At 69.6% G+C, this 15,035-nt stretch carries 13 protein-coding genes; 11 read left to right on the top strand and 2 right to left on the bottom strand.

Annotation, left to right across the window (positions count from 1 at the left end):
* Nucleotides 1–215: 215 nt before the first annotated feature.
* Together ABT078_RS19085 and ABT078_RS19080 are read left to right on the top strand one after the other, a co-directional pair.
* Nucleotides 216–1,262, top strand: coding sequence for a zinc-binding dehydrogenase (locus ABT078_RS19085; RefSeq protein WP_351229113.1), 1,047 nt, complete (start codon nucleotides 216–218; stop codon nucleotides 1,260–1,262).
* Nucleotides 1,263–1,354: 92 nt separating this feature from the next.
* Nucleotides 1,355–2,032: a GTP cyclohydrolase II gene (locus ABT078_RS19080; protein ID WP_351229111.1), complete on the top strand. Its 678-nt coding sequence runs from the start codon at nucleotides 1,355–1,357 to the stop codon at nucleotides 2,030–2,032.
* 64 nt (nucleotides 2,033–2,096) lie between these two features.
* On the opposite strand, the gene ABT078_RS19075 is transcribed toward ABT078_RS19080, so the two are convergent.
* A complete protein-coding gene (locus ABT078_RS19075) occupies nucleotides 2,097–2,639 on the bottom strand; it encodes a hypothetical protein (protein ID WP_351229109.1) in 543 nt (180 codons plus the stop codon).
* A gap of 712 nt (nucleotides 2,640–3,351) precedes the next feature.
* On the opposite strand from ABT078_RS19075, the gene ABT078_RS19070 reads away from it, so the two are divergent.
* The 8 genes from ABT078_RS19070 to ABT078_RS19035 all read left to right on the top strand — a co-directional run bounded on the left by ABT078_RS19070 (nucleotide 3,352) and on the right by ABT078_RS19035 (nucleotide 13,246).
* A complete protein-coding gene (locus ABT078_RS19070; protein WP_351229107.1) occupies nucleotides 3,352–3,888 on the top strand; it encodes a GNAT family N-acetyltransferase in 537 nt (178 codons plus the stop codon).
* 86 nt (nucleotides 3,889–3,974) lie between these two features.
* Nucleotides 3,975–5,480, top strand: a complete 1,506-nt coding sequence (locus ABT078_RS19065; protein ID WP_351229105.1) for an ABC transporter substrate-binding protein — start codon at nucleotides 3,975–3,977, stop codon at nucleotides 5,478–5,480.
* A 5-nt stretch (nucleotides 5,481–5,485) separates the two neighbouring features.
* On the top strand, nucleotides 5,486–7,387 hold the full coding sequence (locus ABT078_RS19060; RefSeq protein WP_351229103.1) for an ABC transporter permease subunit: 1,902 nt from the start codon (nucleotides 5,486–5,488) through the stop codon (nucleotides 7,385–7,387).
* Nucleotides 7,384–8,694: an MDR family MFS transporter gene (locus ABT078_RS19055; protein WP_351229101.1), complete on the top strand. Its 1,311-nt coding sequence runs from the start codon at nucleotides 7,384–7,386 to the stop codon at nucleotides 8,692–8,694. Before ABT078_RS19060 ends, ABT078_RS19055 begins: the two co-directional genes overlap by 4 nt.
* Nucleotides 8,695–9,269: 575 nt before the next feature.
* Nucleotides 9,270–9,977, top strand: a complete 708-nt coding sequence (locus ABT078_RS19050; RefSeq protein ID WP_351229099.1) for a hypothetical protein — start codon at nucleotides 9,270–9,272, stop codon at nucleotides 9,975–9,977.
* Nucleotides 9,978–10,321: 344 nt separating this feature from the next.
* The gene (locus ABT078_RS19045; protein ID WP_351229097.1) at nucleotides 10,322–10,933 is read left to right on the top strand and encodes a histidine kinase; all 612 of its coding nucleotides are present in this window, start codon (nucleotides 10,322–10,324) and stop codon (nucleotides 10,931–10,933) included.
* A 454-nt stretch (nucleotides 10,934–11,387) separates the two neighbouring features.
* Nucleotides 11,388–12,263, top strand: a complete 876-nt coding sequence (locus ABT078_RS19040; RefSeq protein ID WP_351229095.1) for a fumarylacetoacetate hydrolase family protein — start codon at nucleotides 11,388–11,390, stop codon at nucleotides 12,261–12,263.
* A gap of 62 nt (nucleotides 12,264–12,325) precedes the next feature.
* Nucleotides 12,326–13,246, top strand: a complete 921-nt coding sequence (locus ABT078_RS19035) for a VOC family protein (protein WP_351229093.1) — start codon at nucleotides 12,326–12,328, stop codon at nucleotides 13,244–13,246.
* A 277-nt stretch (nucleotides 13,247–13,523) separates the two neighbouring features.
* Here ABT078_RS19035 and ABT078_RS19030 read toward each other — a convergent pair whose 3' ends face one another.
* Complete coding sequence (locus tag ABT078_RS19030; protein WP_351229091.1) at nucleotides 13,524–14,231, bottom strand: hypothetical protein; 708 nt, start codon at nucleotides 14,229–14,231, stop codon at nucleotides 13,524–13,526.
* A gap of 299 nt (nucleotides 14,232–14,530) precedes the next feature.
* Between ABT078_RS19030 and ABT078_RS19025 the strand changes: the two genes are divergently transcribed.
* Complete coding sequence (locus tag ABT078_RS19025) at nucleotides 14,531–14,962, top strand: hypothetical protein (RefSeq protein WP_351229089.1); 432 nt, start codon at nucleotides 14,531–14,533, stop codon at nucleotides 14,960–14,962.
* Nucleotides 14,963–15,035 lie beyond the last annotated feature (73 nt).

Below are 15,035 nucleotides of genomic sequence, written 5' to 3'. Positions count from 1 at the left end.
GCCGGCGATATGGGGCACCGACGGGGGTCGGCCGGACGTACCGGCATGCCGTTCGGCCGACCCCGCACCAGCCCGCCAGGGGCAAACGTGGCCCGGCCTCTCACCGGCCGGTGCCCCGTCTCTCGACCCTTCGCAGCGTCCCTCACCCCTCTGTGGTCCCACGGACTCCCACAGCCTATTGAACCCGCAACCACCACTCGAGAAAGCACACAACGATGGACACCATGCTGGCAGGACGCGTCCACCTGGACACGAAGAAGTTCGTCTTGGAGGAGATTCCGGTCCCCGTACCCGGACCGGGCGAAGTGCTGATCGAGGTGAAGGCGGCGGGCGTGTGCCTCTCCGACCTCCACCTCATCGACGGAAGCATCTCGCCGCTGCACCTGAACTCCAACGTGCTCACCCTCGGGCACGAGATCTCCGGTGTCATCCATTCCCTGGGACCCGGCCTCAAGCGGGACCTGACCGTCGGCACACGGGTCGCCCTGCAGGCCGGACAGCCCTGCCGCGAGTGCGCCACCTGCGTCAGGGGCGGCACGTGCACGTCGTTCCGCGGCCGCGGCGTCGACTACGACGGTGGCTGGTCCCAGTACACGATCGCCCGTGAGGACACCGTCGTCCCCATCCCCGACGCACTGCCCTTCGACCAGGCGGCGATCATCCCGGACGCCGTCTCCACCTCGTACGCGGCCCTGGTCGAGACCGTGCAGGTGCGTTCCGCCCAGGCCGTGGGCATCTGGGGAGTCGGCGGGGTAGGCGCCCACGCTGTCCGGCTGGCCCGCATGATGGGTGCAACGCCGATCATCGCCGTCGACCCGCTGCCCAATGCGCGTGCGCGAGCCCTCGCGTTCGGCGCCGATATCGCGCTCGACCCGACCGATCCCGGTTTCGCCGAAGCCGTGCTGCGGGCCACCGACGGCCTGGGCCTGGACTACGCCTTCGACTTCGCGGGCGTTCCCCGGGTCCGGGAGCAGGCGTCGCCCCTCCTCGGTGACCACGGTTCGCTCGTCCTGGTGGGTATCACCATGGAGCCGCTGAAGATCTCGGAGAAGATGACCTTCAACCTGAAGAACAAGAAGGTGTACGGACACTACGGATCCTCGTTCGACCACGTCTACGAGCTGATCCGGCTGGCCGGCAGCGGCCGTCTCGACCTGGCCCCGTCTATCACCGACCACATCTCCCTGTCTGACGCCCCCGAGGCGATCCACCGCCTGGAGAACAAGATCGGCGATCCGATCCGCCTCATTCTCGTTCCCTGACGACTCGACCGAGCGCGTGGGCCGCCCCGGCAACGGTGCCGGCCCGTCGCGCGACGAACACCCGCAACCGCCACCGCGGAGAAACAGCCGACATGCGCGACTCACGCAACGCCACCGCACCCTGTGACAGCAGCAATCCGACCGGCCTGCCGGCAGCCGCGGTGCGCACCCGCGTGACGGTCCCGCTCCGCTTCGGTGATGGCTATACGGTGACCGCCGACCTCGCCACCTTCCACCACCTCGCCGACGGCCAGGAACACGTGGCCGTCATCCTCGGCGAACCCGCCGCCGACCGGCCCCCGCTGGTGCGCCTGCACTCCGAGTGCCTGACCAGCGACGTCCTCGGCTCGGCCCGCTGCGACTGCGGCCCCCAGCTGCGCGAGGCGGTCGAGCGCATCGCCGACCGCGGTGGCATTCTGCTCTACCTCCGCCAGGAGGGCCGCGGCATCGGCCTCTACAACAAGCTCGACGCCTACGCCCTCCAGGACCAGGGCCTCGACACATACGAGGCCAACACGGCCCTCGGCCTCCCCGAGGACGCCCGCGACTACACCGCCGCCGCGCAGATGCTCGCCGCTCTCGGCATCTCCGAGCTGGACCTGCTGTCCAACAACCCGGACAAGGCGGCCCAGCTGCGCACCCTGGGCCTTACTGTGACCCAGCACGTTCCCACGGGCGTCTTCACCACGGCCCACAACGCCCACTACCTCCGTACCAAGGTGGTCCGCACTCAGCACACACTGCCGCTGACGGAACTGACGGCGGGCTGACGGCCGATGCCTATCACCTCGTGGCCCAGCCTGTCGTCACCGCGATGCCACGCGTGACCAGGCGTCACTCTGCGTCCTCGTCCTTGACCTCCAGCGCTCCTCGCGCCAAGCCGATGAACGTGACGTACGCTGCCCGGAATTCCCTGTAGGCAGCGTCGTACTCGACCCGCCGCTCGGGGCTGTCGTCACCGATGAGCGCTTTGAGTAGCGGCTGCACGCGCCGCGCCATATCCCGCACGTGGTCCGCCGCGGCGGAAACTTCGGCGGGGCCGTCGAGCCGGACCTCATGCATTGCCCTGTTCATGTCCCCGATGGCCGGGCCGATGCGCTCGTACATCTGTTTCAGGAGCCGATCCTTGGTCTCACGGTCGCGTGCCGCGTCGACGTCATCAATCTGCCAGGTGACCGCTGAGAACGCGTGCGCGCAGCCCATCATCTCCCGATAGCGGGATCGGCGCCGGTCCCGCTGCTCACGAAGGGCCCCTGCCTGTGTGGTTGTTCGGGCTCGGGCCAGCGCCGCGTGCAAGGCCGCCCGCGCGGTGATGTAGCTGGCTCCGAGCGCGGTTAGCGCGGTGAGGACGCCGATCCACAGTCCGCTGTTCGCCATGGTCGAAGAGTCTGTCAGCCGGGGGCAAGTGAGACAGTCCGCGAGTCGTTCACTGGCCGTGATCGCGACGGCCCGATAACTCCCCACTAACTGGGCGTCGGTGGGGAATCTCAACTGGCCACTATCACGCGGGTCTCGGTCGGGCGACCCAGTGCGCCGTGCGGAGCGTCGCCCGGCATGAAGCCCGGGTTCTGGCACCGCGGCGGCGTCATCACGAGCGACAGGTAAGTCTCTCCCCTGTTCGTAGCACTCCTCGACTTTCCGTACAGCGTATGGTATTAGTGGACAGGAGTTCTGGTGATGTATGGAACCTCGGAACCCCAGGGTGTCGCCGCATCGGCAACCTCTCGCGCGCCGGTTGACGCAGTCAGAGCCGACCGACGTGCGGGAAGGAGAAGGGGCCGTCAGCGTCCGACCACGCCCAGCGCCCGACCGTCAGCGTCGAGGTCAACGACCACCGCTGGGCGACCAGTGGGACCGTAATGACTACCAGCGCTGGGTCTGCGACGACTACCGCTTGGGATCACGGCGTCAGCTACCGGTGTGACGGCCGCCGCGGCTGGCGTCATGGTGGGGACCGCGACGAGGCGAGCGACTACAACCACGACCCCCCGAGCCCATCGGGCGCGGGACCTGCCCCCGCGTGGCGGACCCTTCCGTGCGCAGGGCGGCTCCAGTCACGCCGATGGGCATAGTTGCATAGCATTTGCAGATGCCTAATTATTGCATCAGGGCCGCGACCACAGACGACCTCGATGGGGCTCGGGCAGTGATGCTCGACACCGTCTACCGGGACTTCGGCACCGGGTATGTGCCCCGCTGGCACGGCGACATCATCGATCCGGAGCGCTTCTACCTAGCCCCGCCCCGGCACACGCTGCTGGTGGCCATAGATGAGCGGAGCGGGACGGTGGCTGCCACGGCCGCCCTGGACGCGCGTGGTCCTGCCCATCCGCCGAATCCCCGTTGGCTGGCGGAGCGTTACCCGTCGGGCGAGACTGCGCAGCTGCGGCGGGTGTACGTGCGGCCCGAGCACCGGCGGCGCGGGCTGGCCCGGCGGCTGGTGGCCGAGCTGCTGGCATTCGCGAAGGCCGACGGCGGTTACCGGTCGGTCTACCTGCACACGCATCCGGACTCGCCCGGCGCGATGGACCTGTGGCGGTCGCTGGGGAAGGTTGTGTGCGACGAGCGCGACGAAGTGCTCTGCGGCGGTACCGGGGTCGTCCACTTCGAGATCCCGACGACTTGACAGCCAAGCCTTCAAATGAAAATGATAATCACTTACTGGCGCAGATGCTCCCTTGATCGACACACCGAAAGACAAGAACGCGAACCATGAGAACTCCCCGCCGTCGGCTGATGGCCGGCCTGCTGCTCACCCCGCTGCTCTCCAGCTGCTTCGCCTCCGGCGGCGGCTCGTCGTCCGCGGATTCGTCCGGCTCAGCCGAGGGCGGACGCCTGCGTGTGGCGCTGGCCTTCCCGCCGACACAGAACTTCTCCCCGTACGGCTACGACGCCTTCCACCTGTCCCGGCTGGGTGTTGCCGAAGGGCTGACCCGGCTGGACGCCAACGGCACCGCGGTCCCTGCGCTCGCCGAGTCGTGGAACAGCGAGAAGGGTGGCAAGAGTTGGCTGTTCACGCTGCGGCAGGCACAGTTCCAGGACGACACCGGGGTCACCGCGAAGGCCGTCGCCTCCGCCCTCACCCACGCCGCCGCGGCCGAGCCGGCGCCCGCCGCGCTGTCAGGCGTGAAGCTGACCGCCGAGGCGGTGGGCGAGGAGCAGGTCCGGGTCGGCACCGGCGAGGCCGACCCGGTGCTGCCGCTGCGGCTGTCGAACCCGAGCCTGGCAGTGTTCTCCCCGAAGGCGTACGGGAAGAAGGGCGCCGTGAACCCGGTCGGCACCGCCACCGGCCCTTTCGAACTCACAAAGATCACCGGCGATACGGCGGCCACCCTGGACCGCTTCGACGACTACTGGGGCGGTCGCGCCCGAGCCTCCGGTGTCGACGCGAGGTTCATCGCGGACGGCACCGCCCGCGCCAATGCCCTGCGCACCGGCCAGACGGACATCGCCGAGGCGATCCCCGTCGCGCAGATCGCCTCCCTGGACAAGGACACCGTCCACGAGACGAACACACCCCGCAACGTCAGCCTGCACCTCAACACCAAGTCCGGCGTCTTCACCGACGCCGGCCTGCGGGCCGCCGCACGCAAGGCGATCGACACCGCGGTCATCGCCAAGGACGTGTACGAGGGGTATGCCGAACCCGGCCAGGGCATCTACGGCCCCGTCCTGACCTGGGCGGCTGGCAAGCAGGTCGAGCCGACTGGCCGGGCGACGGCCACCGACCCCGACGGCGAGAGCATCACCATCGCCACTTACACCAGCCGTCCCGAGCTCGCCGAGGTGGCGCAGGTGCTGCAACAGCATCTTCAGAAGGCCGGGTTCAAGGTGAAACTGGAGGTGCGAGATTACGCACGTCTGGAAGCCGACCTGCTGGCCGGGAAGTTCGACGCCGCCGTCGCCGCCCGCAACATGATGCTGGACACCGGCGATCCCGTTTCCGTCCTGACCAGCGACTACACCTGCGACGGCACCTACAACCTGTCGCTGCTGTGCGACAAGAACGTCGACAAGGCCGCCGCCGAGGCCCAGGCCGTCTCCGACACCGCCAAGCGGCAGGGCGCCGCCATGAAGGCGGAGGCGGCGATCCTCCGCACCGACGCGGTGATCCCCCTCGTCCACCTGAACGTGGTCACCGGCATCGGCGCGCCGGTGAAGGGCACGCTGCTCGACCCGTACGAGCGGAAGTTCATCGGAACAGGGACCCGGCGCTGAACCGCATGTCCGGCCGTCCCGGCGGCCACTCCGCCCTGCCCGTCGCCCTGCGCGCTCTCGCGCGGGGCGGTGGCCTCACGCTGCTGTGGCGAGCCGCGCTCGCTGCCGCCCTGGTGTGCGGGATCGGCCTGCTGCCATGGCTGTCGCGCACCGATCCCGCGCTGACCGTGCTGAAGGCACGGTCAGCTGAGAGAGATCCAACCCCTGAGGTGCTGCGGGCCGTACGAGGCGAACTCGGCCTGGACGACGGTCCGCTGCGGCTGCTCGGTGGCTGGCTCGGCGGGCTTCTGCACGGGGATGCGGGCCGGTCCTGGGTCTCCGGCAGCGAGGTGCTGCCGTCCGCCGTGCAGGCCCTCGGAGTCTCTCTGCTGCTGATGGCCGGGGCCCTCACCGTGACCGTGTGCACGGCCGTGGCCGTGTGCGCCCGCACGCTGTGGCTGGGCTCGCGGCGCCGGCTCGGCGAACAGGGGCCGGGCGGCACAGGGTCGGCGGTACTGGCCGCGCTTCCCGAGTTCCTCGTCGCCTCCGCGCTGGCCTCGGTCATCGGCGTGCAACTCGGGTGGCTGCCCGCCCTCGGCTGGTACGGGCCGCAGTGGATGATCCTGCCCTCCCTCGGCCTTGGCCTGCCCGTCGGCGCGGTCCTCGGGCGTATGCTCGACGACCTGCTACCCGCCGTGTTCGCCGAGCCGTGGACGCTGGCCAGCGCCGCCCGTGGCATACCGCCCAAGTCCGTGGCCCGCAAGGCACTGCGGCGCTGCGTGCCCGGACTGCTGCCCAACCTGGGCCTGTTCGTGGTCGGCCTGACCGGCGGAGCCGTCGCCGTGGAGCAGATCTTCGACATCCCTGGCCTCGGCCGGCTCACCCTGCGCGCCGCCCTCGCACAGGACCTGCCTGTCCTCCAAACCGGCACACTCGCCCTCGCCCTGCTCGCGGCAGCCGCCGGCGCCCTGGCCCGGGGCGCGGCCCGCCTGCTGATCGGGCCCGCGCTACGCGACGGCGCCCTGCACTCCCTGAACCCGCCCGCCCCGCCCGCGCGCGGCATCCTGCCCCTGCTGTACGGGGCGCTGCTTCTCGCCGTCATCGGCTACGGCCTACCACGCGACCCGCTCGCGCTGGACACCGTCGCCCGCCTCCAGGCCCCCTCCTGGTCGCACCCGTTCGGCACCGACGCCCTCGGCCGCGACCTCCTGGCGCGCGTCGCCCACGGCGCCCTGAACACCCTCAGCATCGCCCTCGCGGTGAGCGCCGCCGCCCTGGTCATGGGCGTGCTGCTGGGCCTACTGCCCCGGCTGTCCGGCCCGGTGGTGGACACAGTCAACGCCGTACCGCCCGTCCTGGCGGGCCTCCTCGTCACCAGCCTCGCCGACAGCGGACCGTGGACCCCCACGATCGCCGTAGCCGCCGTCGCCTGGTCCCCGCTGGCCACCCACACCTCCGCCCTCCTCCAGCAAGAACGCGCCACTACCCACCTGACCGCCACCCGCGCCCTGGGCGCCGGAGAGTGGTATTTGCTCACCCACCACCTGCTCCCGGCCGTCCTGCCACCCGTTGTCCGCCACGCCCTGCTCCGACTGCCCGGCATCGCCCTGTCCCTGGCCGCCCTCGGCTTCCTCGGCCTGGGCGCCCAGCCGCCCTCCCCCGAGTGGGGCCTGCTCCTCGCCGAGAACCAGCCGTACGCCGAACGCGCCCCCTGGGCGATCCTCGCCCCGGCCGCCGCCCTCGCCCTGCTCGGCGCACTCGCCGTGACGGCGGCGGGCGGCATGCGCATGCCCCGGCTACGGAAGCGGCCCGGGGCTCGACCCGGCGCCCCCGCCGAGCAAGTCCCGCCCGCGCCGGAGTCGGCGGGCCCGGAAACACGCCTGTACCCCGTATCCGCCTCACCGATCTCCCGGGCAGAAACCCCATGACGGACCTCACTTCCCGTGTCCTGACCCGCCGAACGGTCCAGACACCGAAGTCGCGGGCACCGAAGTCCCCACGCGAGCGCATCTGGAAGCACCTGTCACCGCTGCTGCGGCTGCTGATCCTGACGCAGCTCGCCTTCAACATCGGCTTCTACGCCGTCCTGCCCTTCCTCGCTGAGCATCTCGGCACCGCGATCGGCATGGCGGGCTGGCTGGTCGGGTTCGTCCTCGGCCTGCGCACCTTCAGCCAGCAGGGCCTCTTCGTCGTCGGCGGCTGGCTCGTGGACCGCTACGGGGTACGCCCGGTCGTCCTGGCCGGCTGTGTGCTGCGGATCGCCGGGTTCGCCTGGCTGGGACATGCGGAGCAGACATGGGCGGTGATCGGCGCGGTGCTGGCCATCGGCTTCGCCGCCGCACTGTTCTCCCCGGCGGTGGAGTCCGAAGTGGCCCGGCAAGCAGTGGTCTGGGAGCAAGGGGGCCACGGCGCCCGCACCCGCGTCCTGGCCCTGTTCTCCGCAGCGGGCCAGGCCGGCGCGTTCGTCGGCCCGCTGCTCGGCGGCCTGCTGCTCGCCGTGGACTTCCGCACCGCCTGCCTCGCCGGGGCAGCCGTCTTCGTCCTCGTGCTGGCCGGGCACGCGTGCCTGATGCCGCAGCACATCCCCGGCCGGGTCCGCACCCGGCAGCGGGGCGGGGTCCGCGCGCTGCTGCGCAACCGCCGCTTCCTCGCCCTGTGCTGCGCATACGGCAGCTACCTGCTTGGCTACAACCAGCTCTACCTGACCCTTCCGGACGAGGTGCAGCGCGCGGCAGGCTCCCAGGCCCCCCTGCCCTGGCTGTTCGCGCTGTCCTCCCTGCTGGTCGTCTTCGCCCAACTCCCGGTCACTCGCTGGGCGGGCGACTGGCTCGACCTGCGCCGTTCCATGGCCGCGGGGCTGCTGCTCGTCGCGGCCGGTTTCGCGGTCGTCGCCGCCGCGCGCCCGGCCGACTGGACGGGCGTCACCGGGCTCCTGCCCGCCGCCGGTTACGTCGTGCTGCTCACTCTCGGTCAGATGCTGGTCGTCCCGGCCGCCCGCGCCTGGGTGTCCGACCTCGCCGATGACGGCCGCATCGGCCTCTACACCGGCGCGCTGTCCTCGGTCTCCGGCCTGATCGTCCTCATCGGCAGCTCAGCCATCGGGTCGCTGCTCGACCTGGGCCTCCCGGCCGCCGTGCCCTGGCTGGTCCTCGCCGCCGTACCAGCCCTGACGGTGGCCCTGCTGCCCCACCACCCGGAAAGAGCCGAGCGGGCGGAAGGAGCGGACCCGGCATGATTACGGCGTCACGGCCGGTTACCGGCCAGCGGTGCCCTTCGCCGCCTGAAGGACACTCAGGCTGCCCAGGGCGTCGTCGGCCACGAACACCGCCGGGAGCTCACCGAGCTGCGCAAGGAACTGTCGGCCCCGGCCACCGGCGACGATGCAGCCGGGCACGCAGCCCCCACGCTGCTGTCGTACGTGGCCGCGCTGCTCCTCACCTGATGTCGCTCCTCGCGGTGACTGTGGCCATCCGGGCAGCCCGAGGCAGCGTCGGCAACATCACCGGCTTCGCACATGGCCTGCCGACAGCATGACCGCTGCGACTCGTACATCCTTCTCAAGCCGCCACCTGGTAAGGCCTTGCTCAAAGCCTGTACGCAGGAAATCAAGACTTTCCTGCGGGAAACGGAGGCCGTGGTGCCCAGGGAGGCCGAGCCCGGGCACATCGACTTGGATGCTTTGCCGGCGCCCTTCCTTGCCGAAGGATGAAGGTGGCCCAGCTGCCACGCATCGAGAGGCTGGGCCACTCAAGGGCCCATCGTCACCGAGGCCTATTAGCGTGCCCACCCTGGGGCTGGCACACTGAATTTGTGCTTCCGCTGATGGCCGCTGCTGTTCAGAATGCGTCCTCGTCGCTTTCTGCTGCCAGCGTTGTGTCGGTCAGTGCATTGGTCTTCACCGTCGCCTCATTCTGGTGGCTCAACGCCAGACAGGGGCGCCTGGAGACGTGGGAGCCTCATTCCTTTGCAGCGATCTGCCACGGCTCCGTGGTTCGCCTGCGGCTCCCGCTCGTCCTTCACAACACCGGTGCCAAGCCGATAGTCGTGCAGGATCTCATGCTGAGCTTCCCCGATGAGCCCGCCTCTCATCTGCCACTCCTGTGGACGGCTTCACCATCCCGTCTCCAGCCCGGGCCGGACGAGGAGCGGAAGCTGCCGGCCGGATTCGTTGTGGCTGGCAGAGAAGCGCAACAACGCTTCATCGAGTTCGAGGCACCGTTTTCTGGGTTTGTTCCGGAGGCCCGTGACTACAAGGTCCGAATCCAAGTGAGGGTTGGCCACCGCAAGGGTTGGCGCTTGCTTCTGACGTTCACCTTGAGGACCACCAACATCATCTATCCGGACCGGTACACCGTCTACAACAACGCGCCTCTCGAACTGACGAAGGAAGACCAGAAAAAGGCAGACGCTGCGCTCCTGGAGCTGTTGGAGGGGCAGGAGAAGGGCCCTTCCGCCAAGGGCGAGACCAAGGGGCGAGACTCTTCGAACGACGACGGCAACACCGGCACGAATCTCTAGAGCGGGAAGACGGTCCCGGGCTTCGCCGTGGCGAATGTGTCGGCGCCCGCCCGCTGCCGTCGGAGCGGGTCAGGCTGTGGCGACTGGAGCGTTCGGCGACCGCGGCGCGTGGCTGACCGCCCCAGGGCCGCGCCCAGGAGCTCTGCCAGGACCGCCCCGCTGCGTCGGGGTCCCCCTTGGCCTGGCTCAGCCAACGCCTGCTTCCTTGCCTCTGCGGCGGCGGGCCCGACGACGTCACTCGACATCTATGAGACGACTTGACTCATAGGGTATCTCCGATACATGCTGTCTCACAGACGGGGCTCCCGCCGATTACAGGACCTATGAGCAGTTGAGGAGTGGCAATGGACAGGACCGAGAACATCGTCGTCTTCCGCTTCACCGAGCAGGCCTCCGCCTACCAGGCGCTCAGTGAGCTGCAGCGGCTGGGCGGCTCGACCGTGGAGGTCCGGGGCGCGATGCTCGTCGAGCGCCAGGAGGACGGAACGGTGCGGATTCCGGAGGGCGTGGACACCAGGGCGGGAGAGGGCACCCTGGTCGGCGGGCTGGTCGGTTCGGTGGTGGGCCTGCTGGGCGGACCGCTTGGCGTGGTGCTGGGCTGGGGCACCGGCGCCCTGGTGGGCGGCGGCGCCGACTGGCGGCGGGCGACGGAGGGTTCCGGCCTGGTGGCCCTGGTGGCCGACGAGGTCAGCGCGGGCAGCACGGTGCTGGTTGCCGAGGTCGCCGAGCGCGACACGGCAGCGATCGACGTGTTCGCCATGCGATTCGGTGCGGTGCTTGAGCGCAGGCCGGCGGAGCGGGTGCGAGCCGAGGTCAAGGCGGTCCGCGAGGCGGAGTCGGCGGCGGAACGCGATGCCGCCAAGGCGCGCCGGGAGCTGAAGAAGGCCCAGTTGGAAGCCACGATGGAGGCGCGCGGGAAGGCGCTCAAGCAGCGGCTCCGCCGCCCCGCCGCCTGACTCGCCTCACACCTCATCACAGGCAGGGCCCAGGCCGCGGGCCCAGACCCTGTTGCGGTTCGGATGATTGCCGCGTTGCGACACCAGTCGGTGCCTGACCGGTGTCCCGTACCGATGCGGCCCCGGTTGCCTCCCACGTCCGGGAGGCAGTGGGCCGGACCGTGGCGTATGCCGGCCGCTGGGAGCGCGAGGGCCCTGTCCTGCACCTTGTCCAGGCCAGTCACTACGCACCGGGGGTGGGACGACCCTGGTGTGGCGATGCCGGCTCAGTCCTGGACGGCTGGAGCTGACAGCTTCCAGGCCGCAGGAATCGCGGCTGCGATTGTCCTGGCGCCGGGCCGAGCCCTGACTTCGCGGGACCTCGGCCGACCACACGCCCCACAACCCCGAGCAGAGCGAGAACGGCTGCCCGGCTGATCACCCTTTTCATCTTTTCTCATGGAGGTGTTGTGCCGTGCGCACAGCCAATTTCAACGACCGTCTGGTGCTCGTCCTCGACGACGGTGTGGTGGACGTCGAGAAGGCCAGCGACGGGCTGTTCTCCTCGGACCCGCAGGCAGTCTTCGACCGCTGGGCCGAGTTCCGCGACTGGGCCCGGTCCGCGGCCGCGACCGGCCACCAGCGGACGCCTTTGGAAGAGCGGCAGCTGGGCGCGCCGGTTCCGCGCCCGCGGCAGGTCTTCGCCGTCGCCTTGAACTACGCCGACCACGTGACGGAGTCGGCAACCGCCGTACCGGAGCGTCCCGCTGTCTTCACCAAGTACCCCACGTCCCTGACCGGGCCCTACGACACGATCGCGCTGCCGAGTGACCTGGTGGACTGGGAGGTCGAACTTGTCGCGGTGATCGGTCGCGAGGCGTACCAGGTCGCCGTCCCGGACGCGTGGCAGCACGTGGCCGGTCTCACGCTCGGCCAGGACCTCTCAGAGCGCGGCGTCCAATTGCAGGGGCCGGCGCCCCAGTTCTCGCTGGGCAAGTCGTTCCCCGGCTTCAGCCCGACCGGGCCGGTGCTGGTCACCCCGGACGAGTTCGACGCCCCCGACGACCTCGCACTCGGCTGCGCGCTGGACGACGAGACCATGCAGGACTCGCGCACCTCCCAGATGATCTTCTCGGTGTCCCAGCAGATCGCCTGGATTTCCGCGATCTGCCCGCTGCTGCCCGGCGACCTGGTCTTCACCGGCACACCGGCCGGCGTGGGCGGAGCCCGGAACCCGCGCCGCTTCCTCGCCCCTGGTGAGGAACTGCGCAGCTGGATCGAAGGCATCGGTGAACTGCGCAATCCGCTGATTGCCGGCCCCAGCTACCCCGAAGGCCCGCAGGCCGCCTGACGCGCGGCCCTTAAACCTGCTGCGTACATCACCGCCCACTGAAGCTTCTTGAGGAGACTGCCATGGCCCTGCACCGCGTGGCACACATCACCATTGGCGTTCCCGATGTGGCCACCACCTCCGCCTACTACGCCGATTTCGGGCTGACGGAGCTCGGCGACGGCCGTTTCGCCACTGCCGACGGCGGCGAACAGCTCAAGATCATTCACGCGGCACGACGCCGCCTGGAGGAGCTCACCCTGAGCGCCGACGACCCCGACGACCTGAGCCGGATCGCCTCCGCACTGAACCGGCTGGAGAAGCCGTTCGTCCGGGACTCCCACCGCCTGCGCGCGGTCGACCCGGGCACCGAGGTGACGGTGACCGTCGAGGTGCAGCCGCGCATCGTGCAATCCCCGGCCGCCCCAGTGCCGTACAACGGCCCCGGGCGGGTCGAGCGGGCAGGCGTGCGCGCCCCCGGCGTGCTGCGTGAGGGGCCGGTGCGCGTCCGCCGCCTGGGACACGTCGTCCTGGGCTCCACCGACCAGGAGGCTTCCCAGCGCTTCTTCACCGAAGGGCTCGGCTTCAAGGTCAGCGACCTGGTACCGGGCGCGGCGTTCCTGCGCTGCTCCACCGACCACCACAACGTCCTCGTCCAAAAGGCCCCCATCTCCTTCCTCCACCACACCTCCTGGCAGGTGGACGACGTGGACGAGGTCGGACGCGGCGCCACCCGGATGCTGGAAGGCCACCCCGAGCGCCATGTGTGGGGTCTGGGCCGCCATCACCTGGGGGCGAACTTCTTCTGGTACCTCAAGGACCCGGCTGGCAACTTCTCCGAGTACTACTCCGACATGGACTGCATCGTGGACGACCAGCTGTGGACCCCCGAGACATGGGAGGGCGCCAGCGCCCTGTACAGCTGGGGCCCGCCCGTGCCGCCGTCCTTCATCCGCCCCGACGACCTCGCCGCAATGATGACCGGCGCGCACGACGGCAGCTGAATGAAAGGAACGGAACAGGTCATGCGCACCTCTGCACAAGGTCGCGCCGCGGATGCATACGACGTGCTGTCGTCGGCGCCGCTCCGGTCGGGCTGACCACGACCATCCAGTTGCCCCTTCGGGGCGACAGCGGGAGCAGCAGCGGGGTAGAACGGCATGGTGGGACCTCTTGGCGCGACTGAGCTTCGACACCGCAGTTGCTACCAAGAGGTCCTGGCCGTGCACGTCACTTCGCCGATTCCCATCCGTCCCCGACGATCTGTTCGTTCGCGGGGTCTCAGCTCAGGGGTTCGGTCAGCTCCGGGGTGTACCGGACGTCCTTGAGGGGCGCTGTGGGCTGTGCGCCGAACTTTTCCACGACGGTGCCGCTGGTGTCGACGTGCACGACTTGGAGGGCGACGCGGGTGTCCTGTTCGCGCAGGTCGATCCGCACGCGAGGGGAGCCGCCTTCGGGCTTCATGTCCACGATCCGCTCGTCGGGGTATCCGGCGCGCTTGAGTGCGGCTCGCACCTCGGCGGCGTTCTCGCCCGTGCCCTTGAGGGCGGTGGTGACGTGCGCGGCGAACTTGTCCGCGTAGCAGGTCTCGGGCTTGGTGAGCGTAACCGGCTCCAGGAGGTTCCCGTCAGGCATGGGCGGCACGGGGTCGTCGGTGGCGGGCGGGTCGGCGGGGTCGGGGTCGGCGGGCAGGGGGACGCGGTCGCCAGGCTTGCCGGTGGGCTTGCTGGAGGGGCCTTGGGGGACGGTGGGGACGTCGCTGGGGCCGAGGGTCTTGCCGGCCTTGGTGCCGTACAGCGGCGGGCAGCCGTCGGTGATCTTGAGGGACAGCTTCATGAAGTCAAGCTGCAGCTTGTCGGCGTCCTCGCCCTCGGGGACGGAGGCGACATTGTCCGTGTCGATCGTGGTAGCCGGGGGGGTGCTGGAGCAGGCGGTGAGGGTGAGCGCGCCCAGAGCGAGGGCGGCTGCGGTGTGTGCTATTCGGTGCATGACATCATCGTGCAGTCGCCCCCTGACACGGGTCATGAGTACGGGTACTCATACCGAAGCGGAAGATTCGACCCCTGTTCAAGTGCCTTGCGTGCGCGTAGATCTGGCGCCTTACGAACGGTTACCCAAGCACCACGAAGCCATGGTCAAGTGGTCCATGATCATGCTGATGTCACGGTGCCTGGCGGGCACGAGGGACGCCAAACACCGGAAATGTCGACGCGGTGGCGGCCTCGGGGGTGGATGCGTTCCTCCAGGACCTGGCGCAGAGACTGCGGACGTATACGTATCGTCCGTCAGTGCTGCGGCGGGTCCGGATTCCCAAACCGGGGCGGCCGGGGGAGTGGCGGCCGCTGTCGATTCCCACCGTGGCGGACCGGGTGGTGATGACGGCCGCGAAACTGGTCCTGGAACCGGTTTTCGAGGCCCAGTTCGCCGAGGCGAGCTACGGCCGGTGGGGCCTGTGCTGCCAGGTGAGCTGCGGCTTGTCGATCTGCCGCTGCAGCACGGCCAGTTGGTGGCGCAACGCCAAGTTCTCAGCATCCGTGTCGCGATCGCCCATCGGCAGCAGTTCGTATCAAGGTGAACACGCTCGTCAGAGCCAGGTAGGGCAGTCGCAGCAGCACCGGACCATCTTGGAGCCGGCCCGATCCGGCCAGCAATCAACGAGCGATGCCGTCAATGTCATCGCCGACTGGCAGGACCCGCAAGGGTACTCGCACACGTGCTGACCAGCATGGATGTGGATTCTGGCACCTACAAGGTGGGCACCCGGCACCGACACACCGCGAGTGCGTCCGGTGC

The sequence above is a fragment of the Streptomyces sp. NPDC002133 genome, from assembly GCF_040296405.1.
Lineage (GTDB): Bacteria > Actinomycetota > Actinomycetes > Streptomycetales > Streptomycetaceae > Streptomyces.
This window is presented reverse-complemented; position numbering and strand designations above follow the sequence as displayed.

Bases quoted from the DNA above. Each gene is read 5' to 3' on its own strand.
- ABT078_RS19085 (WP_351229113.1), top strand. From the start codon at position 216: ATGGACACCATGCTGGCAGGACGCGTCCACCTGGACACGAAGAAGTTC.
- ABT078_RS19080 (WP_351229111.1), top strand. From the start codon at position 1,355: ATGCGCGACTCACGCAACGCCACCGCACCCTGTGACAGCAGCAATCCG.
- ABT078_RS19075 (WP_351229109.1), bottom strand. From the start codon at position 2,639: ATGGCGAACAGCGGACTGTGGATCGGCGTCCTCACCGCGCTAACCGCG.
- ABT078_RS19070 (WP_351229107.1), top strand. From the start codon at position 3,352: ATGCCTAATTATTGCATCAGGGCCGCGACCACAGACGACCTCGATGGG.
- ABT078_RS19065 (WP_351229105.1), top strand. From the start codon at position 3,975: ATGAGAACTCCCCGCCGTCGGCTGATGGCCGGCCTGCTGCTCACCCCG.
- ABT078_RS19060 (WP_351229103.1), top strand. From the start codon at position 5,486: ATGTCCGGCCGTCCCGGCGGCCACTCCGCCCTGCCCGTCGCCCTGCGC.
- ABT078_RS19055 (WP_351229101.1), top strand. From the start codon at position 7,384: ATGACGGACCTCACTTCCCGTGTCCTGACCCGCCGAACGGTCCAGACA.
- ABT078_RS19045 (WP_351229097.1), top strand. From the start codon at position 10,322: ATGGACAGGACCGAGAACATCGTCGTCTTCCGCTTCACCGAGCAGGCC.
- ABT078_RS19035 (WP_351229093.1), top strand. From the start codon at position 12,326: ATGGCCCTGCACCGCGTGGCACACATCACCATTGGCGTTCCCGATGTG.
- ABT078_RS19030 (WP_351229091.1), bottom strand. From the start codon at position 14,231: ATGCACCGAATAGCACACACCGCAGCCGCCCTCGCTCTGGGCGCGCTC.